This is a genomic window from Candidatus Amoebophilus asiaticus 5a2, from assembly GCF_000020565.1.
GTDB classification, from domain to species: domain Bacteria; phylum Bacteroidota; class Bacteroidia; order Cytophagales; family Amoebophilaceae; genus Amoebophilus; species Amoebophilus asiaticus.
The window spans coordinates 639,174-664,123 of the sequence record NC_010830.1 but is presented as its reverse complement, the minus strand read 5'-3'; the positions used below and the strand labels follow the sequence as shown (position 1 = coordinate 664,123).

Genomic DNA, 24,950 nt, shown 5'->3' with positions numbered 1-24,950 from the left:
TTCGCCTGCTTGCTATAGATTAGGTAGATGATAAATTGTCCGCTAACTTACGTATGTCTTTGTTTTTATCAAGTTGAGCCTGCTCTAGGATAGACTTAAAACTTGGCTCTTGTGCATAACTAGGCTCAGCTTGCAAGATGGCTGCTAACAAACTGATATTCAACCTTCTTATTTCCTCATTTCTATCTTGTACAGCTTGTCTAGCAATCTCACATACCTGCGGTATATAAGTTGTATTTGCCTTTACTAAGGCTTGCAGGATAAACAGGACACGTTTTCGTGCTATTATTTCCTTATCTTGAAAAGCTTGGCTAGCTATGCTAACTGTTCTTTGTTCACAAGCAGGATATAGTCCTACTAAGACTTCAACAACACGCAAAGCATGAAAACGAACTCTCCAATTTTTATTTGTTACCAAATCAGCAGCTAGCTGGAAGATAGGCTCATAATGAGCAGGATCCTTACCGGCAAGGAAGGTCAGCAGTGCTAAGCCATTTGAGCAAACTAGATCATCTGTGCTTGCTAGTTTTTGGTTGGCTACTTTCAAAGCTTGAGGTAAAGTGGTTGGATCAGTCTTTATAATAGATGCTAAAGTTTTTAGCTTGGGTGAATGCTTATAGTCATAATCAAGAATCGTAACGAGTTGACTGACAGGAATTATTGCCTCTTTGGCTAAGGCTGGATGACGCTCTATCAGCGTCCGCAATATGAGTAGCATGGTAGGCATTGTTAAGTCATCCTGTTTCTCTTTCACTGCTATCTCTTTTAACAAGGCATGAAATACCTGTTGATCGTAGGTATCATACTTGATGTCAACAATACTAGCTAGAATAGGAAAAGACCTTGTACTCATTAGTACGTTGCTTTGCAGCAATTGGAGAGCTACTGGTAGTACTTCAGGGGCATAAGCGGCGTTTACAGATACCATTAAACTCAACTTGTTAATGGTTAGAATAATCTCGTTGAATTCTTTTCGTTTGATCTGTGTTCTTGTCTTATGCAGTAAGGTTTCAAATATATCTTTGCTGTATGCAGGATTCATTTTTTCAACTTTACTAAATAAATCCTTGATTGTAAAGTTGACGTTATTACTATGATCTGGGTAGTATGTAAAGGATATCTTAAAAAGAGCTTGAATATATGCTGGATTCTTTTCGATGACTTTGAGAGGCTCAACAGCACCCAACATGAATAAGATTAAGTACCGATAATATCCGTTTCTATCCTCTTGGGAAACTTTCATATCTTTTTCAGCTATTTGTATGAGTGTAGAAACGCAATTAGGGTTAAAGGTTATTGCTTTTGAAATAAAAAAAAGAAGTGCCATTTCATTGTTCAAGCCGACAGGTCGTTTGGCAATCATTTGCTTTTCAATAATCTTAAACCCCAGTTTAACCCCGGCAGGAGCTAATTTATGATTCCTTTCTGCAAAGCTTGTGAGTACATCTAAGCCTTGGCACAACCATAGATCGGCATCTCCTTGCAAGAAGTGTTTTCCTATTAGTTGGAGGGTTTTAGTATTTGCTAAGCTAGGTTCTGTTACAAATAGATGAGACATGGCATCTCTAGCCGCATTCCTGATGGTTAATTCTTTATCCCTAATGGCTTCCAGGAGTGTTGCTAAGAATTTATCCATAGAAGTAGTATCTAAATAATCCTTGAGTTTTTCTTTCTCCGTAGGGGTAAGGTGAACTGTCACAACCCCATGCTTGTCCAATGGGACCTGCAAGACAACAGTGCGGGGCTCTTTAGGTTTATCTGATGATATAGTTTCATCAGTAGTAGGAGATATATTCTGCAAAGTAGAAGCCTGTGTAGGCACAAACATGATAAGATTTACAAAAAATAGCTGAGTAAATAATCTAGTTAATGTGTTCATAAATTACTTGTTTAGATAGATATTATTAAATAAAATCGTCCTTGTGAATGTACTTATACAAGCTAATCATGTCTAACCCAATGGTAACTGAAAATAAATCATCTAATGAAACCTTGGTATGTTGATTGATGTACTCCCCATTCAACGTTTGTTGATTCAATGGCTTTTCGTCTTCAGCAGCAGAAGTGGTCACTTTTTCTAATGGGACTGATATAGCTCCACTAAAGTATAAGCCAATAGGAAATATTAAGCTAGCTCCTATAAACGCACTATGTGAAAAAGTCTTAACATCGCTAAAAGCTTTTTTGAGGTCCTTAATGTCTTGTTGAAAGCTAGATGGCAAGTCTTTAGATGGGTCTGTAATCTTGTATTGAGCACTCATTAGGTATTTGGGTGTATAGCCTAGGAAGTATGCTGAAGTAATTTTAGAAAAAGCATCGGGCTCAGACCATTTAATAGAGATGGGAAAGATGAAAAATTTTTTAACTATTTGAAAACCTGCATAATCTTCATGCTTGTGTTGTTCAGGAAAACGAATACCTACTTCTAAAGCAAACTTTCCTTCGCCTGCATCCACTGTAACTGTTCGCCCTGACGACTTCATCTCTCCAAGCTGCGTATGATTATACTTGAAGAAGGGATAGCCTAAGCAAATACCACCATTGATAGGCAAATAAAAGCCTGAGTGTTTCAAAAAGGGTATACCACTTCCTATCTCTATGGCACATTTAAAGTCGTTCAACCAAGAATCTTCAAAAACATAGATGTCTTTAGAAGGCTTTTTAGCATATGCAAGAAAAGGTGTAAGCATACAAACAATCAATAAACATAGGGTTAGTTTACGTAGATGCTTGGTCTGGTGAGACTTCATAAATTTAATTTTATAGGATGTTATACATGTAAAAAATTGCTTAACAAATTTAGTTGAGTCTTCTTGCTTATCTAACAATTAGGTAGTTTTTTGTTCGTCTATTTCGATTATTTCGCTTGGTTGAGTTTGAAATTTCTAAAACTAATGATATGAGCAAAGATATATCTGCACAAGTTTATGACTTAGATTCTCTATCAATAGATGGGTGTCAGTTAATGTGTATAAAATTAGATATTACTACAAATCAAAAAGCTAACTAAGATATCCTCTTATACTTCGTAAGGTGTAAATATTTTACTTTACCTATATTCTTGTTAACAAGGTAGAATCAGAAAGTCTCTCCTGATTCTACCTTTCTCTAAATATTATTTCAATTTCGCCTTACCTGTCGCTTTAAGAAACTTAACCATAGAGCCTTGCGACAAAGCATAAGCACGGTGCAGAGGAGTATGTCCATCTCTATCTTCTGCATTTATATCTGCACCTGCTTCCAGTAACACTTGTACAAATGGTATATTTCCTAGAAGTGCAGCCCAATGTAATGGTGTATTTCCATAATCATCTTTTATATTTAAATCTGCTCCAGTCTCTATAACCATCTTTGCTGTGTCAGTATCCTTATAACCTGCGAGTAGATGTAGAGGAGCTTTACCAGATCCTTTTGTATTTGTATTTGCTCCTGCTTTTATTAAAATTTTAGCAATCTCAAGCTTTTCCCAGCCTATGGCCAAGTGTAAAGGACCATAAGCATCTTTATTTTGCATATCTAGTTTAGCTCCTGCTGCTATTAACATCTGAACAATTGCTATATTGTCACGGGCTACGGCTACATGTAAAGGAGTATCTCCTTTGCTGTCAATAGTATTTACATCGGCACCTGCTTGTATAAGTATAGATACAGTTTCATTATGTCCTTTATCAACAGCCCAAAGAAGAGGAGTATGCCCCTGCTTGTTTTTGATATTTATATCTGCATTATGACTTAACAAATCTTTAATAGTTTTATTGTCACCCAAAAAAGCAGCTATATGCAAAGGAGTATCTCCATATTTTCTTTCAAGGCTAAATCTTTCTTTTTCAGTGATAAAAGTAGCATTTCCTTTTATATGGTTACCTGCTTTCATAAGCTTTACACTACTGCAACTGTTAGATAGTAGTGTAATAGTAATAAGAGCAGCAAATAGAGTATATTTATTTTTCATAGCTAAGATTTAAGTATGTAATAGTATACAGATTTAAAAAACATATTTAATTTTTAACATACACAGATGTAACATCTATTCTATTACTCGATTTAATATATAAACTGGTACGTTAATCTCATCTTAATTAATAGTTAATAGTCAACTCTAGTTCTATTCTATAAGATATGGTTTTAATATATTTTCTACAATTTCAATTAGATCTACTAGCATCTTTCTAGCCATATCTGGATCTGTAAGCCCAAAGCCTGGCATTAAGCTGTTAAAGGCCTTCTGTATAGTATCCAAATTATTCTGCTGTACGCTTACATTAGGTTCATCCAACTTATTTATCAATGAATTAAACATTCGTAATAGACCAATGCATTTTTCTCCAACGTCAGTTCTGTTCCTTAAATTTATTGTTTTAGTTAGAAGGCTTTCCGTTTGTCCTACTGTAAGTGAATAATTCTTGCTAAACCTTTCAATTAATAGTTTCTCTTCCTCAATCGATTCTTGTTGCTTTTTTTCTCTTTCAACTTCCATCTGTTGCAGAACGGCCTCTATATTTCTCTTGCTGGCTTCTTCATGCTGCTTAAGAAAATCTTCAGCAATTGAGTTTTTGGGTTTTGTATTAGTCTTCCTGCTTCTATCTTTTGAATCTTGTTTGCCACAGTTACAACTAATTATTAGCAAAATTACGAGTAAAAAACTCGTATGGTTCAAGACCTGTTTAAATTTTGGCATATTAATATTTATTTAATGCTTATATTTTGAATTTAAAGTTGAAAAAATTTATATTAATAAGCAACTCGCTAATGATATTCTTATAAAAAAAACAATTTTAAGTCTGAAAGTTTCCAAAGCCTTTCTTATTGCCTCCATCTTCATTTACATATTCTATATAGTATTCAGAGCTAGGCGTTGTATTAGCCAAATATTCACTCTGGACTTCTTTCGCTATGCCTCATCACTGCTGGTTTTAAGTAGCTTAGCAGCAGCTTGTGCCATAAACGCTTAGCAGGAGTTATCAATTATTGCCTTAGCCACATGCGGCCTTAGGCCTTGACCGGTTTGTATATCTAGACTATCACATTCTGCTGGGCCCAGCTTCACTTGTACGGTATCATATATATACGGTTACAAGTTATACTCTCTACTTACTATTACTTTCATTATTTAAGGGCAGGGCCCTAATAGTCTCTTTCTTCTTCGCTCCTCATAATCCTTTTCTTGCAGTCCTTCTTGAGTATCTTCTAAAATTTTATCACATGCTTTGCGCATCAAATTTGCTATCCTAGGGCTCATTTTAACTAAGTTCCTATAGATAGCATTCCAATTACCTTGAGAATTGACAGGAGCTGGGCCTCCCCGTCTACAATGAAGTCCATACCAAAATGCGCAAATTTCATCATCTGTCTTTTCTTCTAGTATTTTGATGCATATAGGTTTTACTTCTTGAAGTTCTATAGATACTTTTATCATTTCTTGCTTTCTTTCTTCTTCCGTTAAATCATCTAAATCGTTTGGGCCCAAAGAGGATACAGGTATAAACTCAATTTTACTTAAAAAAGGATTTATTACATGTACTGGAAGGCTATATGCCGTTGAACTTTGTGCTATCTTATACAGAGAATCAAAAAGTCCCACTTGTACAGAAATCATCTTACGATAAAAAATCTCTTCTGGAACTATTTTCTGTATATCATATAGTATCATATAATGTATACCCTCCCCTAATTCAGGAAAAACCCCTGCCTTATAAGCTGCTGTATCAAAATCTTTAAATTTCTTAGTAGGCACTTCCTTAGGTATATCTTTCTCCGAATCTACAATACATAATACAGGATAAAATCTTCCCCACGGATTTTTAAAGAAGGTCTCTTCTACATACCAATCTTCCTCATTTCTAATGGCATATAGCGTATCTCCATAACATGGGTACTCCATCTTAAAAAAGGTCTCAAAGTCCCTGGTAAAAGCGTTGAAAAATTTAATCAAGTACTTCTCTCGCTCTTTACCAGTACTTTCCTTTGCCTTTTTAGCATAAGCGTGTAAGGCTAAATTCCGATCAATAACTGTATCAAAATGCTCATCTTTATATAGCTTATCAAGATTATGTTTTTGACAACCACTTATACCCATAAATAGCAACAAGCTATAAACTATTAATTTCTTATTATCCATTACCATATTTTTTTTCTTGTTCTTCTACTTTTCTTTTAGCTTCCTCACACTCCTTATATAGCTCAGTGTATCGTAGCTCAGCATTATAACTACCTACTTTATTTTTTCCACTTTTTTTAAATCCACTATGTAAATCATTTAAATTTTTTGGTATTGTTAAATTAAGATAGGCAGCTGATTATTTAGCTTGGCCATTAGCAGGTTGAGCGATTTTTCTATCATGTGCACCTGTTTGCTATAACACTTACCTTTACGCTTAAATCTTGCTAAATAGTGCCTAATTAAGCTATTATATCCTTCAACAGTATAAGTTTCTGATTTGCTTTGTCGGTGTTTATCTTTTGGAATAAACTGCTGGTAGCTTTTCCAATAGTCACTACAATACAGCTTGCCTATATCCTTAACCCGCTCCCATAACTTCAGTCCGGTTTGTGTCGAGCGATCTCCACACACATATGATATAAAGCGCTTGCTCAATCTATCAACAGCTATCCATATCCAGCAGTAGACTTTTTTGAACCCACATATGTGTGTATTTCATCCATCTCGACTATATCTACTTGATCTTGGCTTTCTGGTAAACTTACTTGATCTCCACATGCTTTTACCCATTGATAGACTGTTCCATAGCTTATGTTGAGTATACGCCCTATAGCTCGAAATCCTAATCCTTCTAAGTATAATTGCAACGCTTTTCGCTTAGTAGATACAGGTTTAACATCTGATTTGTGTCTAACTGTGTAACGGAAACGGCAACTTTTACACTGGTAGTGCTGTCTACCTCTAACAATTCCATCTTTACAGCTTTGAGTATTATTACATCGAGGACAGTTCATACTTTTTCCTCTAACTTACTAATTCTATCCTAATTTAACAATACCGTTTTTTTCCTGTGCTCTCGCCTGCTTGCCCTTGCTTTACAGCTTCTGTGGTTGTAGCCAGTTTATCACCTATGTCATGAGTATGACGCTCGCCCTAAAGGCTGCTAAAGCTGCATCCACATTCTGCGTAAGCCCTTCGCTTATTTTATCAACACCCATACTGACAAGTCCACTAGTAACAGGCTAAATAAGTTCCCCTTGTATCTTATTTCGGTAGCTGTTGTACAAGCCCCTTCTTTTTCTTTGCCTTTTCCTCTTTTTTTACCTTTTCTTGTTCTACTTGTATAGCCTTTTCAATTTCTTCTCCATATTTCGATTCTATCCTATAGGTAAAATCCCTAAAGGAGTTATTTGTTTTAAATTTAAATTACTGTCCTCTTTCTTATTGTATACTCTTTCAATAGTGCCACTTTTCATTAGCAAAACGTGCAAGAACTGCTTCATAAGCTTTTTTCATTAACTCTGCTACTCTTGGATTATATTCTTTTATTCTCTTATATCGGTATTGATACAACTTTTCTCTATCTTCTGGATATGGTCCGTCATACCAACAGTAAAAGAAGGATAGTATTTCCTCATCTGTATAGGTTGATAGCATATTAATAAACATAGTATCAAATTTGACACTTCCTGATGCATACCTATAACCATCTGGGCCTGTATTAAACCCACCTATTCTTACTGCTATCATTTTTTTATTATAAATATCTTTCGGTATGAGTTCTCGTATCTCATCCATAATACCATAACAATCAAATCTATTGTATTTTCCTATAATTTCTTGAGTAGGCCCAAATTTCTCGCTAAGTAAAGCTTGGGGCATTTCTTTTTCCGAAGCAACTGACTTTATTACAGGATAAAATCCTAACCATGGATTATGTGAAAATATATAACGGGAATGATCTGAGTACTCTTTATAAAGAGTATCTTCATGGTAGTTATTATAGTTTAAATGAAAAAAGGTCTTAAAATCTCTTGGGAAGGCATTAAAATACTTTATTAGGTATTCCTTTCTTTTTTTTCCTTCACTCTCATATATCTTTTTTGCATACTTTAATAATGCAAGTCTTCTACCTACAATACTATCAAATTTCTCATCTGTATACTTATCTTGTTGCTTACATCCTTGACTTACAAGAACATTTATTAATAGTAATAAGACTAAGTATTTTAATTTATTTTTCATAAAAACCTATTTTGATATTATTCAACATTCCTATCGCGTTACCGATTCTCCCTCCCATGACTCTAGTACCGCTTCATAGGCTTTCTGCATGAGCTTTGCCATTCTCGGATTATTTTTCTCCAGCTCTTTATAAAAATCATCTTCTATTTCTAGCAATACTGGATGTGGAAGTTGGTTATAATAAAAAAACCAGAACCCAGCAATTTCATCATCCGTTTTTCTCTCTAGGAAATCAACTAAAAGTTCTTCGTTGACTAGCCTAAATTCCTCGATGGATACTGGGCCTCCAAATCCACCTATCAAAAAAGAAATTATTTTTTCATAGTAAATGCTGTCTGGTATAATTTCTGTTAGTGCCTTTTGTACTCTAAACCATAATATATCAGCTTTACGAATATCTTTAATCTTTAGACTATCTAGGTATCGCTTACTTTTTTTAGATATTTTTTCTTTGGGTACTTCTGCTTCTGTTTTTACAGACTTATACTTAGGATAAAACTTCCCCCATGGATTTCTAGGAGATAAATAATTGCCAAAAACGCCTGTATGTGTGTCATAAAATATATTTTTATGACAATTGCTTTCAATAGTTTTAAAAAGTGTCTCAAAATCTCTTGGAAGCGCTCTAAAGTATAGCTTCAAATACTTCTTTTTCTTTTCTCCTTCACTTCTCATTGCTTTTTCTCCACAATAATTTAAAAATATTTTTCTATCTAAATGAGAATTAAATTTTATATCTGCATATTCGTCTTCCTTGCAAGCTACTGTGCTCAATAAACTAAATAAAACTCCCATTTTATAAATGAATCTAAATTTTATTCTTTTCATATTTCTTAAAACAACTAGTATTAGTTTTCTTTTTGTTCCTCCTCGCTTGCTTTCTTTACCTCATCAAAAGATTTTGCCATTACTGCTTGCAAACTGCAATTACCTTTTTTATCTACTCCAAAAGATACTACTTTCTCCTTCAACTTTTTCTCTTCTTTTATACTATCATTCCAATCTGGTAAAACAGTATCTGTATATTGCCCCGCTTTTATATGATAATTTCCTTGTTTATCTTTATGTTTATCTTTCGGTATTACAATTTCTTGTTTAAGTATGTATCTACTACCAGGTAACCCACAGCCAGTACTGTTACCAAAATCTACACCTTTATGAATCAATCTAGCTTGCGATCCTTCAAGTGCTCTTCCTCCTCCTGAAGGTTTTAATCTAGAGAATTTTAATACATTTTTATAAAGAGTTCCATGATGTATACTCAAATTATAAGTTCCAACTTCCAATCTACGATTAGTATCATCCTCATTACATCCAGGGCCTTTAGGAAAAAGCATGACACCATTGTAAGTATCTTCTGGATTAGCTTGGGGTATATGTGTTAAACACGCTGTAGAATAGTCCGTTTCTACTACTGGAATCATATTTAAGGATACACCAGGAATAGTCGTTACTACAGTCTCTTTCTGTGGATTTCCATCTGCATCTAATAGAGTTCTTCTGAAACCTATCACTTGCCTTCACTTAAATAGGTTTATATCTAGTTTTTGTAGGGTTTTAGAAGAACTCTAATACAGGATTACCTGCCGCATCTCGTTTAGTACGCTCATACTCATAATATTGTGTATCCGCTCCTCCTTCATCATCAACCTTTACAATTGCACCTACTCCATTTGGTGTATCCATATCTACTCTCCACCTCCAGCCCCCCTCCATCATCGCTGCTGGTTCTAAGTAGCTAAGCTGAGCAGCTTGTGTCATAAATTGCTGTGTTATGGTAGCATTGTTCTGTATTTCCTTTACTACGTGCTGCCTGAAGTCTTGTCCGTTTTGCACACCTAGCTTTTCCCTTTCTGCACTAGATATTTGGGCAGCGATAGCATCATATAGACAGTTATTTTCTCCACTTACATTTACTTGTATGTTTTTATCGATAGGTTCCCAATGCCCTACTCCTTCTGATGAGTGAACAAGCTGAAATTATCGGTTATCATAACTGTTTATTTAGTTAGCTTCACTATCTTCATCACTTCATCTTTATCTATTCCCTCCTTATGATTTTCTAGAATTTTATCGCATGCTTTACGCATCAAATTTGCGATCCTAGGACTAACTTTAATTAAGTGATTATAAGTTGCCTTCCAATTACCTTGAGAATTGACAGGAGCTGGGCCTCCCCGTCTACGATGAAGTCCATACCAAAATGAGCAAATTTCATCATCTGTTTTTTCTTCTAGTAGTTTGATCCATATAGGTTCTACTTCTGGAAGTTCTATAGATACTCGTAACATTTCTTGCTTTTTTTCCTCTTCCGTTAAATCATTTAAATCGTTTGGACCTAAAGAGGATACAGGTATAAGTTCACTTTTACTTAAAAAAGGATCTATAAAATGCACTGGTAAACTATATGCTGTTGAACTCTGGTCTATCTTATACAGAGAATCAAAAAGTCCTACTTGTATAGAAAGCATCTTACGATAAAAAATCTCTTCTGGAACTATTTTCTGTATCTCATATAGTAACGTATAGTGTATATCCTCTCCTAATCTAGGAAAAGCGCCTGCCTTATAAGCTTCTATATCAAAGTCTATAAATTTCTTAGTAGGCACTTCCTTAGGTATTTCTTTTTCTGAATCTACAATACATAATACAGGATAAAATCTTCCCCACGGATTCTTAAAGAAGAAACTCTCCATGTACCAGTCTTCTTCATTCTTGACCACATATAGCGTGTCTCCATAGCATGGGTACTCCATCTTAAAAAAGGTCTCAAAGTCATTGGGAAAAGCGTTGAAAAATTTAATCAAGTACTTCTCTCGCTCTTTACCAGTATTTTCCTTTGCCTTTTTAGCATAAACGTGTAAGGCTAAATTCCGATCAATAACTGTATCAAAATGCTCATCTTTATATATCTTATCAAGATTATGTTTTTGACAACCACTTATACCCATAAATAGCAACAAACTATAAACTACTAATTTCTTATTATCCATTACCATATTTTTTTTCTTGTTCTTCTACTTTTTTTCTTGCTTCCTCAGCTTCCTTATATAGCTCAGTGTATCGTAGCTCAGCATTATAACTACCTGCTTTATTTTTTCCGCTTTTCTTAAATCCACCATGTAAAGCATTTAAATTTTCTCTAGACGGCTCTATCTCAATATCCTGCACTTGCTTTCCAGTATCTTCATCTATAGTAGGTATCCATTTTATTTGTCCATCTGGTTTCCTTTTAACTTCACCTGTTTTTTCATCTCTTTCCTTTTCAAAAATAGGTTGGTCTGTTTTATAGTAACTTCCTATCAAAAGACATCCTTCTGTATCATGATAATTTATCCCTAGGTGACCTAAAATAGTTCTGTCTGCATCAACCCGCATCTCTTTTAAAGGATGTGTATTAAATATATTAAATTTTCCCTTATGTCTACCCCAGCCATGGTACCTTGTATTATACACGGTGGCTGGTATTCTACGATTCAGATCACGCAAGTGCGTAGAAGGTCCTTTGGGTTCTAATCCAACAAAACTAAAATCATTAGCACCATCGTGTGTGGGAACATGGTTTATACTTAAGGTAGAATACTTGCTTTGAGCAATCCTAAAGATATTGGCAGAACCTGCTTTCCTAGCGAAATCAAGTGTTTTATCTGATACAAATTTTCTTTTAAAATTTCCGTCTTCATCTTTAAGAGGCTGCTGATCTGGCCCTAACTCTACCTCATAATGTCCTGCATTATAATAATCGGTATCATTACCGCCTTTATCACTAATCTTTACGAAAGCTCCACGGCCACCGTTAGCTAGCATGTCAAAATTATACTCTAGTCCCCCCTCCATCATCGCTGCTGGTTTTAAGTAGCTTAGCTCTGCAGCTTGTGCCATAAATTGCTGTGTTATGGTAGCATTGGTCTGTATTTCCTTTACTATATGTTGTCTAAAATCTTGCCCATTTTGCACACCTAGCTTTTCCCTTTCTGCACTAGACATTTGTGCAGCCACAGCATCATACAGGCAGTTATATTCTCCACTTACATTCACCTGTATACTTTTATCTATAGGTTCCCAGTGCCCTACTCCTTCTGACGAATGTGAAAGCGATATAGGTTCTCCTGGCAGGTCTTTTCCAATGATATTATAAATCTTTCCATTCTTATAAATAATAATAGGCCGTTTAACCGTTTTAGCTAACAAGGCTACGTCCGTAATGTCGCCCCGCTTGCCTTCCGCTACAGCTTTTGCTTTTTGCTCACTGTGCGCATCTAGCTTTTTTCCTGTGCTCTCACCTGCTTGCTCTTGCTTCTCATCTTTTTTAGTTGTAGCCAGTTTATCGCCTATGTCATGAGTATGATGCTCAGCCCTAAATGCTACTAAACCCGCATTGGCACGCTCCGTAAGCCCTTCACTGAGTTTATCAACTCCCATACTGACCAGACTACTGGTAGCAGGCTGAATAAATTCCCCTTGTATCTTATTAGTGATCTTCGCCTTTAAACTACCTGCAAAAACTTTAGATAAACTACCCTTACTAGAAACAGCACCGTAGTAGTATTCTCGAACTGCCTCACCCTTACTTTCTACCTGAGAATTATAAGTTGTCCCACTGCCCACACGAGCCGTCTTAATCTCTCCTTGCTCCACTTCAGGCGGTGCAATCACTTGCTCGGTAGTCGACGTATGAGCTTCTTCTTTTTCTTTGCCTTTACCCTCTTTTTTTGCATTTTCTTTTTCTGCTTGCTCTTGGGCAGCCTTTTCAATATCTGCTTTATATTTTAATTCTATCTTGTCGGCAAAATCAGAAAAGAACTTATCTGTCATATTTAAAATTTCGAATAGTGCATCGGCCATGGCACGAACTTTAAGAGCATCTTGAAAAACTTTTACTCCACTGCCACCTTCTGCTGCCATCAATTGATTCATTTTTGCAAGTCCTGCTTTTAATAGTGTAGCTCCTGGTCCTTTCAAAAACTGTTCAAACTTACTATCTGGCTTATGAAGCAACCCCATACCCTCTTGTATAAGAATTTGTTGCCAGTAGTTATTTTTATTTTTTACATCTAACGACAAGGCTTTGCTCATTAGCTCATTTGCCAGCAGCCTTTTTTCTAGTTTTTTAACAATCTTTTTCTCAATATATCCTTCTATATTTTCTATAATCAATTTTTCTGAAATATGATTGACAGCAGAATTAACAACTTCCTTTACAATGCCTTTACCCAATTCAACTGCTGCCTTGTTAATTGCTGCTTTTACACCGTTTTGAGCAATACCACGTCCCACAGTACCTATCTTTTGGGCTGTCTCTTTAACTGTCTTAAAAGTATCTTTAATACCTTGCCAACCACAAGATATAATAGCTACAGCCAAGCTAATGGCCTTTTGAATGCCCCACTGAGCCCAGCTGAAGGTACCACTCTTTACTGCTTTAAAAGTGGCTAGCAAGTCAGATATACCTTCATTAATAAAGCCTAACCCTGTATCGATTTTGCCTGTGCATGCACAAACTAATACACCTGCTGCCACCTGCGCTAAACCAATAATAGCTAGTGCTATAATACTTTTCCAAGGAAAAGGCTGCTTAGCTGTAATAACAAACATATGACTAAGTCCATTAATATTAGCCTTAGAAATAGCAGGTCCTCGGTTTTCTCCAGGTTCTGCATCATCAAAAACTTGTTCTAGCGTCTTAACTTCAGTTAATTTAATATCCCAATTCTCTTTTTTTGCTTTTTTGATCTCCCGAAGTGCTGCATCTATATAGCTTTCTTGTTTAATAAGTATATCTACCTGGTGCTGTATATGCGCTAGCAATTGCGGCTTGGCACCTGTCTGTGCTACCATTGCATTGAAACTAACTAAATTGGGCTTATGGTGGGTACTAATTAAAACCTTAGCATGTTTTAGGCTACGTTTAGCACTTAATATATTGTCTTTGTTCTTTTTTGGCTTTAGTAAAGCCCAAGCTCTCTTGTAGTGTGCATTTACGCTATGTAAAGGATCTAGCTCAATAGCCCTATTATAAGCTTTTACAGCCTTACCAGTATATCCTTGAAACAAGAAGTCATTACCTTTTAACACATAATAATAAGGGTTTCGTATCAAAGCATTTCCTTTTGCTCTTTCTCGAATTGTGTTCTCAAACGTACTAAACTCCTGCCATACGTCATCTTCAGGCTTATCTTTGAGTGCATGCTGTAACCAGAGTCCCCAGGTTTCCTCTACACCTGTCCTTTCATGCTTACCCCAATCATGTTTAGTAGCCAACTCTTCACCGTTAGGCAATGTGGTATATCCATTACGGAAGCGTTCTATTACATCAACAGAAAAGTTTCCTTTAGCTAGTGAACAAGTTTGCTCTACTAATTCTTTTTCTAACTTTTTTACTAATGCTGCTTTGTCATGCTTTTTATATAATTCACGTTTAGTAGTGTCTAAGTCATGCTTTATTGCTCGAAGCTCGAACGCTGTAGCTGTTTGCTGTTTGATACGATCATATAACCGACTGCTAGCCTCCTTTAATATTTCATACTCGTAGGTACAGTCTAGTTTACCACCTGGCGCAAACAGTTTATCACGCCTTGTCTGGAAATAAGCCCATAATTTTTTTAATTGTGCCTCTTTGGTACAATACTCTACGTTCGGTAAAAGCTCTGATTCTAGGGCACAAAAACGATTAAATAGCCGATCGCGTAACAGCATATCATGCACATCGTCTTTAGCACGTGTAATAGCAGTCCCCTCTTTATCATCACGGGCACTCCTTAAATCCTCAATGCTACTATTGTTACTATCTTGTATAACTAACTGTGCTGTCCCTTGCTTGCCTTGTCGGGCAGTTCTGCCTGCATTTTGTAACTCAACACGATAGGTATCAGGCAAGAAGGTAATACAAACATGCAGCCCCCCATTTCTTTCTACTGCATCTGTAGTTGTAATATCTGTGCCACGCCCTGCTATATTAGTAGCAATAATAATCTCCCCTGCTTCGATACTTTTCTTGTCAAATCTCTCTTGGCCTGTATATGTAAAGATCTTCGTTTCATCATAATAGGTGCTAAGCTGCTTGGCTAACTTGTTTACTTGGTCTATATATTTGCAAATAATTAACACAGCCCTATGATTTCTAGCTTTACTAAGTGTAGTTCTAATAATTGCTTCCTGCCATGCTTGTGCGTTAGGTACAATAATAGATGGAAGTTCTTTACAGCTATATTTAGAATGTATATTTGCTGCTACGGGTATATACTTGTAAGGTGGCATAATTACCTTATCTACCCCATATACTTCTGTTAAAAACTGATGAGTAGGGACGTTGCCTAATGTACCTGTAAGCCCATAAATGGAACTTCCGTAACGTTTAAAAAACTCTGGTATTGAGATAAAATTAGTCGATATATTTTCTGCCTCTACACGTAACCCTTCTTTCATTTGCAACATCTGCGCCAATCCATCGCTCCAAACCATGCTATTTTGCAATACGCCTGTATTATCATAATCAATGGGTACTATTCTTTCCTTTACTACATCGTAGTGAAGTTCTTTTTTGAAGAAACAGATGGCTTGTATAGCGCTCCGTATCCACAAAGGAATCTGCTTGTGCGCAAATTCACGTAAATGGTTCGGTATTTCTATAACAGGAGAACGACCCTTTTTCTCCCAAGGTAGGTTCTTAAGCTCTTCACCCAGCTTTTTACATAATTCTTCGTATTTCTTTCTTTTTTTCTCATCTTCTTCAGAAGCCGCCTTAAATCCTTTTCTAACTATTTTTTCATTGAGCGCTTTGTATTCTTTCCATTCTTGAAGTTCATCACCTGTTAAAGGACGCAATAAGTTCTCTATATGGTGCTGAGTACGCATGGTAATCCATTGCTCTTTATCAGAAACAGGTTCCATATGCAATGGGTTACCAGAGAAAGTTGTTATTTGATCTCCAACAACTTCAAAGTCCTCATGGATATAGTAAGTTATTCCATCCTTTTCTATCAGATGCCGAAGAATTCGGCTCACTTGACTATATACAGATGCTAATAACAATTCTAAGTGATGCATAGCAGGCGTCTGGCCAGAGAGCCTTATACTGGCATGTCTACTATCAAAAAGCATACTGTCTACTTCATCTACAATTACAACACTAAAACCACGACTACCACGTATATCTTTACCAGAGAACTCTGTTTTAAGAATATCGCCTTGGAAGTTGCCTGCTGTACCGTACACAATATCTCTAGTATAAACATCCTTTTTTTGATTATCGTTACTATTTTCTCCTACAGAAAGGCCTAGGACCTCAAAAAATCTAGTTTGCTTGGCAACTTCTGGTATGGAAAGTTCAGTAGAAGTAGTTACTACATCCACTTTTTTGCCTTTCAAAGCATGCATAGCTGCTAGCATGGCTACAATTAACGATTTGCCTTCTCCTGTATTAATTTGCGCTAGGCGGCCTTTGCCTGGTACATGGTTTAAAAACGCTAATAATGCTAAAAGCTGTGTAGCACGTGGTTCATGCCCATGAGTTAATTTGACAGCGCGCTTGATAACAGCTAATGCTTCATGCTGGATATCGGCAGACATATTACAAATAGCCGCACATCCTTTAACACGCTCGGCCCACCGTATAACGGCTGCTTTATCCCAGTTAGTAATTATTTGTTTGTTTTCAGGCGCCAATGTAGCTGTTCGTTGGTAGGCAGCTAACACAGCTTGGTAGCTCGATTCTAATGCTGATTTATCATTGACAAAAGGAGTTCGGGGTGAGTTTCCGACAATAAAATCAATAATTTCTGTAGCACTTCGCTCATGCGATCGTCCGAATGTAGCAGCAATAGCACGTGGATGAAACACTTTTTCCCATTCGTGACAAGGCCTGGTTTGTATAATCTGCAATGCTGACCTACAATGCTGTGAATCTACACCATATTCTATTAGCAGATCAAGTATATCAGACAGACATTGTGCTTCTGTAGCTACATCAGTATAGTTTTTATACATTAATTCAAACAAGGTAGCATGCAACTCTTCGTAAAGCCAATGATTGTCTAGTAACGTAGCTAGCTGTTTTTCTATACGATGTGTAGGATGGGAAGCGTAACGATGGGCCAATGTATTTTTTAATAACTCGCATGCTATGTAATGTTTCCAAGCCTTAATGGCACTAGCTTCTACTTCTTTAGGTTTCTGGTAGAAAGCCATTAAAAGTGTAGTTTCTGAAACTGGGTTTTTAGTAATAAAAGTAAAAAAATCTTCAACTTTACTGAAATCTTTCTCCTGTTGCAGCCCTACTATAAACCGTTCTAATAACTCAGGCTTGCAAGGAAAGATAGTACCTGCATAGCTTATTTGTCTACGTTGGCTAGGTGTAAAATGTTGCAGTGTTTTTACTTGTTTACCTAACCAAGCTAGCCGCAAACTAGATAGCCAGGCCATATCAGGTACTTCTAGCAATGCTAAAGCTTGTGTAGCACCAAATGGTATAAGATAGGTAAGAACATCGGCTATTGCTGCTAGATCAAGCTGATAAACAAGTTGCTTCTCTCGCAGCATTCCTAACAATTTTTCTAATTCGCCTTGCTTATAGGATTGAGTTGCTGCATTCAATCTTTCTATGAATTTTGCAAATTCTACTTCATCTTCTTTTGACAAAGCTTCTTTGGTAATATCTAAGATTAATGATTCTTTTACCCAATCTTCTACTTTATATTCTTGAAAAATAGATGGGTAAAAACAGCCTTGGTTTTCTAAATATTGGATTACATTTTTTTGTAATACATGTGGAGTACCAACTAAGTGTTTCTTTAAAAGTGGCACAATTGTTTTCTCAAATTCAGCCCGCTGTTCTATAGGTAAATCCATTAAGCACCTACGTATAAATTGATTAATTGGAGATTTTTTCTTCTTAGGCCTCTCAGTAATATCTGTAGATTCTTGTTGCTCAACAGTTGGTAAAGTAACACGCCTACGAGCTCTATAAGCGCACCGACTTACCTGAATCTTATGTTCGCTAGCAGCAGCAATTAACTCCACCAACCCTAACTTTCCTTGCTGCAGCGGATAATATAAAGGTGTATAACCTTGTTGGTCAAATGCTTGCAGATCTGCTCCGGCCTGTATTAATACAATAGCAACTTCAGCATGTCCATGATAAGCAGCCCAATGTAAAGCGGTTCTTTGTTGGTTATTCCGTAAGTCTACAACCGCACCACGTGTTATTAAGTATCTAGCAATTTCAGGTTGATTATACTGAGCAGCTAAATGAAGTTCTGTAAAACCTTGGTTATCTGGTACATTAATCTTTGCACCTGCCGCTAATAAAGCCTTGGCAACTTCTAAATGCCCATTTATAATTGTATGGTGTAGAAGCGTACGACCTACACTATCCGTAGCATTTGCTGCTGCACCAAGCGCTACCAGTTGCTTAGTCAACTCAAGATTACCTCGCTCAAAAGCCATATAAAGGGCTGTCTTTCCATGCATATCCATTGTATTAATGTCTATGCCTGCTACTAATAGTTGTTTGATTAAGCCTATATTGTTGTACTCAACAGCCCAATGTAACGGTGAGCAATCGGGTATATTTACAACCAACTTAATTAAAGCTGTTTGCTTGGCATCAAGTGCTTTTTGTAAAGGTGTAATTCCCTGCTTATCTTTTACATATAGGCTTGCCTTTTGTTGTAATAGCAACTTTACAGTTCCTATATGACCACCTGCTATAGCTAGGTGTAATGGAGTTTGTCCTTGATTATCAACAATATCTATTAAACTTGAGTTCTTTTTAAATAATGAGCTTAAAGAAGCTTTTGGCTTTAAGGCTGCTGACAATATTTTTACGAGCTTGGTATGCCCTTCTGAGGCCGCATAGTGGAGTGGGGTTTTCCCTACTTTATCTGTGGCAGTTACATCTGCTTGGCATTTTATAAGTTGTTCGATTAGCTTTACATCTTTTCGTTGGACAGCTCTGTGAAGGTGGGTTAATCCATCTTTTCCTAGTGTATTAATACTTTTAGTTGCTGAAAATACGAGGTCGATGTAGCTTATATGCTTACTCGTAGCAGCTAAGTCTATGGGGGTAAGTCCTAATTTATTAATAATATGTAGACTTGCGCCTGCTTGGACTAAATGCTTAGCAATTTCTTCTTTACCTTCTTCTACAGCTATATGTAAGGGAGTATTACCTTGGTTATCTTTGGCATGTTTATCAAAATTTAGTGCCACTAGCTGAGCCAACATGCTAAAATTATTTACTTGAACAGCTAAATGTAAACAAGAAGAACCCTGGTTATTTTTTTCTTTTCTATTGGCACGTTGTGCTACTAGCTGATAGACCATATCAGCATTACCTTCTTGGACAGCTGTATGTAAACACGTATTTCCTCCGTGGTCTTTTGCATTTTTATCTATCCCTAACGTTATTAGATAATCAACCATAGCAGGCTTATTTTCCTTGACAGCTACGTGTAAGAGTGTACGTCCATCCTTACTCTTTACTGCTCTATCCATTCCTGCTTCTATTAGGAACTCAACCATCTTTACGTCACTTTCTTTTACAGCTATATGTAGCAATGTATCGCCAGCCTGGTTTTCTATATTTTTGTTCACACCTAAGTCCAACAACCGTTTAACTATTTTAATATTCCCCGCTTGAATTGCCAACTGTAAAGGGCTACGACTAGCACAGTTTTGAACATCAACATTTACACCTAATTCTACTAGTTGATTAACTATCTGTATATTATCTTGTTTAACAGCTATATGTAAAGGGGTATTCCCTTCTATATCCTTTGCATCTTTATCAAAACTTAAAGCTATTAGCTGACGAACCATCCTTAAATTATTTGCTTGAACAGCTATGTGCAAACCAGTAAACCCTTGTTTATTTTTCGCCTGCCTATCTGCACGTAATGCTACCAACTGATCAACCATATCAGCATTGCCTTCTTGAACGGCCAGATGTAATGGCGTATTTCCTTGATTATCTTGTGCATTTTTAACTAGACCTAAGGTTATTAACCGATGAACCATTTTATGCTTATTACTCTTAACTGCTATGTGTAAAAGCGTAAGCCCTTCCCTATTTTTTATTTTCCTATCTGCATTTGCCTTTAATAATCGATCAAATATTTTTTGATTGCCTTTTTGGACAGCTATATGTAAAGGTGTATGTCCATTATGATCTTTTTGGTTGATAGCTATTCCTGCCTTTATTAGCTGCCCAACCATTTCAAAGTTGTTATCCTTAACAGCTATATGTAGAAGCGTACTACCGTTATGATCTATAGCATTTTTGTCAAAATTCAACTTGATTAGACGGCCAACCATATCAAGGTGATTGTCCTTAACGGCGATATACAAACAACTATCTCCATTTATATCTTTTGCTTGTCTATCTGCCCGTAATGCTACTAGCTGACCCACCATGTCCAAGTTGTTTTCCTTAACGGCTATATGCAAAGGTGTTTGTCCATAATGATCTTGAGCATTAGTAGCTAAACCTAAGGCTATTAGATGATCAACCATCTTAGGCTTATTCCTCTTAACAGCTACATGTAAAAGTGTAAATCCTTGCTTATCCTTTACTTGTCTATCTGCTTTCAGGCCTATAAGTAGATCCACCATCTTCTCATCATTCTTTTTGACTGCTAAGTGTAGCGCTGTATCACCATCATTATTCTTTTCATTGATGTCTGCTCCCAACCTTATTAGCTGCCGTATTATTTCCATTTTTCCTTGCATAACAGCTAAGTGTAATGGGGTGTTCCCATCCTTATCTTTTGGGTTAGGATTTTTAGCTTTATCTTTTGCAATCAATAATGCTACTAATTCTAAGTGGCCACCTATAGCTGCAAGATGTAAAGGAGTATATTCTTGCTTGTTTTTTGCTTGTATGTCTGCTCCTGCTGCTATAAGCTGCTTGGCTAGTTCATGGTTTCCTTCTAGTATAGACTGATGCAGAAGTGTCTGCTGATTTCTGTTCTTCTCATTAATGTTGATACCTAATGCACTTAATAATTTTTGAAAATTGGGTCGATTAATTTTTTGTAAAGCATATTGTAGTATGGTTTGTCCACTGCTATCTGTAATATCTTTATCAGCTCCTACATCAACCAAATGGCCTATCATCTCTATATCTTCCTGCTCAACAGCTATATGTATTGGTGTTCTACCCAGACTAGTATTCCCACGCGAAGCCTCTTTTTCTTTTATATCTTTGTCGGCCCCTAGAATTAAAAGTAATTTTACAAGCTGAAGATCTCTATGCTGGACAGCTCTATGTAGATGACTTAAGCCATCCACCCCTATATTGTTTATACCTGTATGACTTGCTAGAATCATTTGACGCACATAAGTTAAGTAGCCATTTTGAGAGGCAAAATCTATAGGCGTAAACCCTAGCTTATTTTTTAAATGAAGATCGGCCCCAACCTGTGATAAGTATTTAATAAATTCTGGATGTTGTCTATAAATTGCTAAATGCAAAGGTGTGTTACCTTCCTGGTCCATAGAGCACAGCAGAGCACCTTTTGCTCTTAGCTGAATAGCTGCCTGAAGCTGGTTATATACGACCGACAAATGTAAAGGAGTGTGTCCATAATTATTGCAGCTATCTTTATTGGCACCTGCATTAATAAGCTGATTGATGATCTCTGCGTTCCCTAACTGTATAGCCTTATGTAAAGGGGTTTCTCCCTGATTATCTTGAATGTCTATATCAACTTTCAACGCTACTAACAGATTAACTAAGCGCAGATTCCCTTTTTCAGCAGCTATATGTAATGGAGATTTACCAAAGTCGTTCTTTGCATTTTTATCCACAGCAAGTGTAGAATTTAATAGCAAGCTAACAAGCCGCTCATCTTCTTCTAAAATAGCTGTGTGTAATAAGGTGTATCCGTTGCTGTCTTTCGATTGAAGATTTACCTTTAATGCTTTTAACAATTCGATAAGTTTATCCTTGCTACTATGCTGTTGTAGAGCTATATGTAATGGAGTTTCACCTCGATTATTCTTAATATCTTTATCAACATTCGAGCTAATTAATTGCTCGATAATAGCTGTACTACCAGTTAGTACAGCCACATGTAAAGGGGTATTACCGTCCTTATCTTTTGCTACTTTATCTGCTTTTCCCAATAATAAGGCTGCTATAATTGCAGTATCCCCCTGCGTAACTGCTAGATGGAGAGGAGTCTGCTGATCATTATTCTTAACGTTAATACATTTTGTGCTTTTGCTAGCTTCTGCAGCTAACATCTTTTTTATAAGGGATAGATTTTTCTGCTGTATTGCCAGATGTAAAGGAGTATTACCATGCTTATCTTTAATATCTATCTGTGCTCCAACAGCCATCAGTTGTTCAGCTAACTTTACATCTGCTTCTACAACAGCACGATGTAAAAGGGTATATCCATTGCTATCTTTTTCATTAATATTAATACCTAGTGCATTTAACAGCTGACTAAAAATAGGCCGTCCAGCTTTTTGCAAGACATATTGGAGGGGTGTTTTTCCAGTACTATCTGGAATATTTTTATCAGCTCCTGCAGCAATCAAGCATTTAATAATAGATATATCTTCTTGCTCCACAGCAAAGTGTAAGGGGGTTCTGTGAAGGATTTTAACATTAGTATTATCACTAGCTTTTCTAGTAAACTCTTCTTGTAAATTTTTATTAGCTCCTAAATCAATAAGCGTTTTTATTAAGGACAAGTCTTTCCGCTGAACAGCTCTATGTAAATGGCTTACTCCATCCTTCCAACTAATGCTATTGATTTCACTACGTCTTGTAGCAAACATCTGCCGTACATAGTCCATACGACCTTTTTCAGAAGCTAAGTCTACTGGCGAAAGTCCTAAGTTATTTTTCCAATATAAGCCTGCACCTTTCTGAATTAAATAACTAACAAGTTCACTATTACCCTGCTCAATAGCTAAGTGCAAAGCTTCATTGCCATACTTGTCCTCTGTGATTTTTGAAGCACCTAAGTCAATAAGCTTTTTAGCTAACTCTGTTTGATTACAGGTAATAGCCATATGTAAAGGCAAATGTGTTCGATTATTGCGTTTATCTTTATCAGCACCTAAACTAATAAGGTGCTCTGCCATCTCCATATTTCCTAACTCCACAGCCAAATGTAAGGGTGTATTACCATTATTATCTTGGATGTCCTTATTAGCTCCTAATTCTATTAATAAAGAGATAGCATACTGGTTATTCTTCTCCACTGCATAGTGTAAAGGTGCATAACCACGTCTATCTTTGGCATTGATATCGGCGTCTAGATCCACGAGTTTCCGAATTATCGTAGGATAGTCTATAACTATCCTACCATATTTAATAATTTCTCCATCACCTTGCATATTATTTACCGCCCAATGGAGCGGAGTTTGTTTTTTATGATCTGTAGCATTAATATCTGCTCCTAGGCTTACCATCTCATTAATTAAGTTTTTATGACTCTGAAATTGCCAACGAAATTCAAGACAAACAGCTCTATGTAAGGGAGTAATTCCCATTTCATCTTGCTCATTCAAATAATGCCGATATTTGCTTAATGGATACAAGGTCCCACAGCCAGAAGAGTTTAAAAAACCGTAGCATCGCTCATCCATTAATGCCATAATATTCCTCAGTTCAAACGCCTCATGTAAAGGAGTTTTTCCTGCCCCTAACAATCCCTTAACGCCTACGTAAACGCCTATAGGTGCTCGCTTTCTATCTCCTTCTTTAGCAAACATTACATGAATACGCCGCTTTTGCCAAAATTCATCAAATTTCAACAGTGCTGCTAAACGCATACCTGGCTCTATGTATACAGGTACATAAACCAAACCACGCGCTCCTCTCGTCCAACTGGGTTGTACATTAGCAAACCATTTGTCGTCTACCCTTCTTAAAGTGACTTGGTAGCCATCTTTTGTTATAAAGCATTTTTCTTGTAGTTGCCCTATTACATCTTCTTGCCCCACTTGCTCCATAGCTTTTTCAGCAGCAATAGTTGTGCTAGAAGGTGTTGTACCTGCTGTATCAGCACCAGCCTTATTTAGCAGCTGACTACTTAAATTTTCTGTTCCTTGTTTATCCGTTTGTTGATATCTTTTTTGTTGCTTAGCTATATGTTCGTCAAGATTTAAAGCTTTTAGTCTACTCTTAGACTGCTTGTGCTTTTTAGCCGACTGAGTAGATGAAGTGTGGTGTTTTTCATCCTTTCCTGCAGTCACTGCTAGTTGGTTGTTCAGCTTACTTGATGGAGTAGTAGATGCAGGTAAAATAGAGGAAGGAGCAACTATATCTGTACCAGTAACTGTTTCTTTTGTTTGCTCAGTAAATGGCATTTTAGCATGCATGGAAACATTATCCTCTAAGCTAACATCCACTTGCAACGGAGTATTGTCTCCTAATTGTTCTTCTATAGGTGCTTCAAACTCTACTGGCAACTGCCTAGTTTGATACTTCCCTTGTTTAGCAAGTATAGAAATTTGCTTTTTATCAGTGTCCTGTACTGTTGTAGAAGGAAGGACAGGAGGTATAGGCGGGTTGGAACAGCTCTGCAACATCAAGCTTAACAAGAGGAAATATGACACTAAACGTTGCCCTAGAGAATAATTTGTTTTCATATTTTAAATCTTTTTACTTATTGTTTTAATTTATTAAGTAGTAACGCTGCAGTAGCGTGCTAATGTGTTTCCAATATTTACTATCCGTTCATAGAGAATTTTAAATCGACTTAGCCTTATAAGAAATAAGAGAAGACTACGGATCCTACTGTAAATC

Annotated in this window: 12 protein-coding genes; all 12 read right to left on the bottom strand. The window is 36.5% G+C overall.

The window, feature by feature from the left end; genetic code table 11:
- Nucleotides 1-19: 19 nt before the first annotated feature.
- On the bottom strand, nucleotides 20-1,879 hold the full coding sequence (locus tag AASI_RS02675) for a hypothetical protein (protein ID WP_044282759.1): 1,860 nt from the start codon (nucleotides 1,877-1,879) through the stop codon (nucleotides 20-22).
- A gap of 25 nt (nucleotides 1,880-1,904) precedes the next feature.
- Nucleotides 1,905-2,750: a hypothetical protein gene (locus AASI_RS02670; RefSeq protein ID WP_187146290.1), complete on the bottom strand. Its 846-nt coding sequence runs from the start codon at nucleotides 2,748-2,750 to the stop codon at nucleotides 1,905-1,907.
- A gap of 365 nt (nucleotides 2,751-3,115) precedes the next feature.
- Nucleotides 3,116-3,952 (bottom strand): ankyrin repeat domain-containing protein, encoded by an 837-nt coding sequence (locus AASI_RS02665; protein WP_012472688.1) that lies wholly within the window; start codon nucleotides 3,950-3,952, stop codon nucleotides 3,116-3,118.
- 153 nt (nucleotides 3,953-4,105) lie between these two features.
- A complete protein-coding gene (locus AASI_RS02660) occupies nucleotides 4,106-4,678 on the bottom strand; it encodes a hypothetical protein (protein WP_012472687.1) in 573 nt (190 codons plus the stop codon).
- Between the two features lie 432 nt (nucleotides 4,679-5,110).
- Complete coding sequence (locus tag AASI_RS02655) at nucleotides 5,111-6,124, bottom strand: hypothetical protein (protein ID WP_012472686.1); 1,014 nt, start codon at nucleotides 6,122-6,124, stop codon at nucleotides 5,111-5,113.
- 150 nt (nucleotides 6,125-6,274) lie between these two features.
- Nucleotides 6,275-6,954 (bottom strand): IS1 family transposase gene (locus tag AASI_RS07995; protein WP_148204923.1). Its coding sequence is split into 2 segments (ribosomal slippage): nucleotides 6,275-6,636 and nucleotides 6,636-6,954, totalling 681 coding nucleotides; the frame shifts between segments, so codons are not numbered across the junction.
- A 442-nt stretch (nucleotides 6,955-7,396) separates the two neighbouring features.
- Complete coding sequence (locus AASI_RS02640; protein WP_012472684.1) at nucleotides 7,397-8,185, bottom strand: hypothetical protein; 789 nt, start codon at nucleotides 8,183-8,185, stop codon at nucleotides 7,397-7,399.
- Between the two features lie 30 nt (nucleotides 8,186-8,215).
- Nucleotides 8,216-9,013, bottom strand: coding sequence for a hypothetical protein (locus AASI_RS02635; protein ID WP_044282756.1), 798 nt, complete (start codon nucleotides 9,011-9,013; stop codon nucleotides 8,216-8,218).
- Between the two features lie 20 nt (nucleotides 9,014-9,033).
- Nucleotides 9,034-9,699 carry a hypothetical protein gene (locus AASI_RS02630; protein ID WP_012472682.1) on the bottom strand — a complete coding sequence of 222 codons (666 nt, stop codon included), beginning with the start codon at nucleotides 9,697-9,699 and terminating at the stop codon, nucleotides 9,034-9,036.
- Between the two features lie 43 nt (nucleotides 9,700-9,742).
- Nucleotides 9,743-10,021, bottom strand: a complete 279-nt coding sequence (locus AASI_RS02625; RefSeq protein WP_012472681.1) for a hypothetical protein — start codon at nucleotides 10,019-10,021, stop codon at nucleotides 9,743-9,745.
- A 164-nt stretch (nucleotides 10,022-10,185) separates the two neighbouring features.
- Complete coding sequence (locus tag AASI_RS02620; protein ID WP_148204922.1) at nucleotides 10,186-11,184, bottom strand: hypothetical protein; 999 nt, start codon at nucleotides 11,182-11,184, stop codon at nucleotides 10,186-10,188.
- Entirely contained in the window at nucleotides 11,171-24,793 is a 13,623-nt protein-coding gene (locus AASI_RS02615; protein ID WP_083758808.1) for an ankyrin repeat domain-containing protein, read from the bottom strand. The genes AASI_RS02620 and AASI_RS02615 overlap by 14 nt, the downstream gene beginning before the upstream one ends.
- Nucleotides 24,794-24,950: the final 157 nt, after the last annotated feature.

Excerpts from the sequence above, each read along its gene's own strand:
- AASI_RS02670 (WP_187146290.1), bottom strand. The coding sequence starts at position 2,750 with ATGAAGTCTCACCAGACCAAGCATCTACGTAAACTAACCCTATGTTTA.
- AASI_RS02635 (WP_044282756.1), bottom strand. The coding sequence starts at position 9,013 with ATGAAAAGAATAAAATTTAGATTCATTTATAAAATGGGAGTTTTATTT.
- AASI_RS02640 (WP_012472684.1), bottom strand. The coding sequence starts at position 8,185 with ATGAAAAATAAATTAAAATACTTAGTCTTATTACTATTAATAAATGTT.
- AASI_RS02665 (WP_012472688.1), bottom strand. The coding sequence starts at position 3,952 with ATGAAAAATAAATATACTCTATTTGCTGCTCTTATTACTATTACACTA.
- AASI_RS02675 (WP_044282759.1), bottom strand. The coding sequence starts at position 1,879 with ATGAACACATTAACTAGATTATTTACTCAGCTATTTTTTGTAAATCTT.
- AASI_RS02660 (WP_012472687.1), bottom strand. The coding sequence starts at position 4,678 with ATGCCAAAATTTAAACAGGTCTTGAACCATACGAGTTTTTTACTCGTA.
- AASI_RS02655 (WP_012472686.1), bottom strand. The coding sequence starts at position 6,124 with ATGGTAATGGATAATAAGAAATTAATAGTTTATAGCTTGTTGCTATTT.
- AASI_RS02615 (WP_083758808.1), bottom strand. The coding sequence starts at position 24,793 with ATGAAAACAAATTATTCTCTAGGGCAACGTTTAGTGTCATATTTCCTC.
- AASI_RS02620 (WP_148204922.1), bottom strand. The coding sequence starts at position 11,184 with ATGGTAATGGATAATAAGAAATTAGTAGTTTATAGTTTGTTGCTATTT.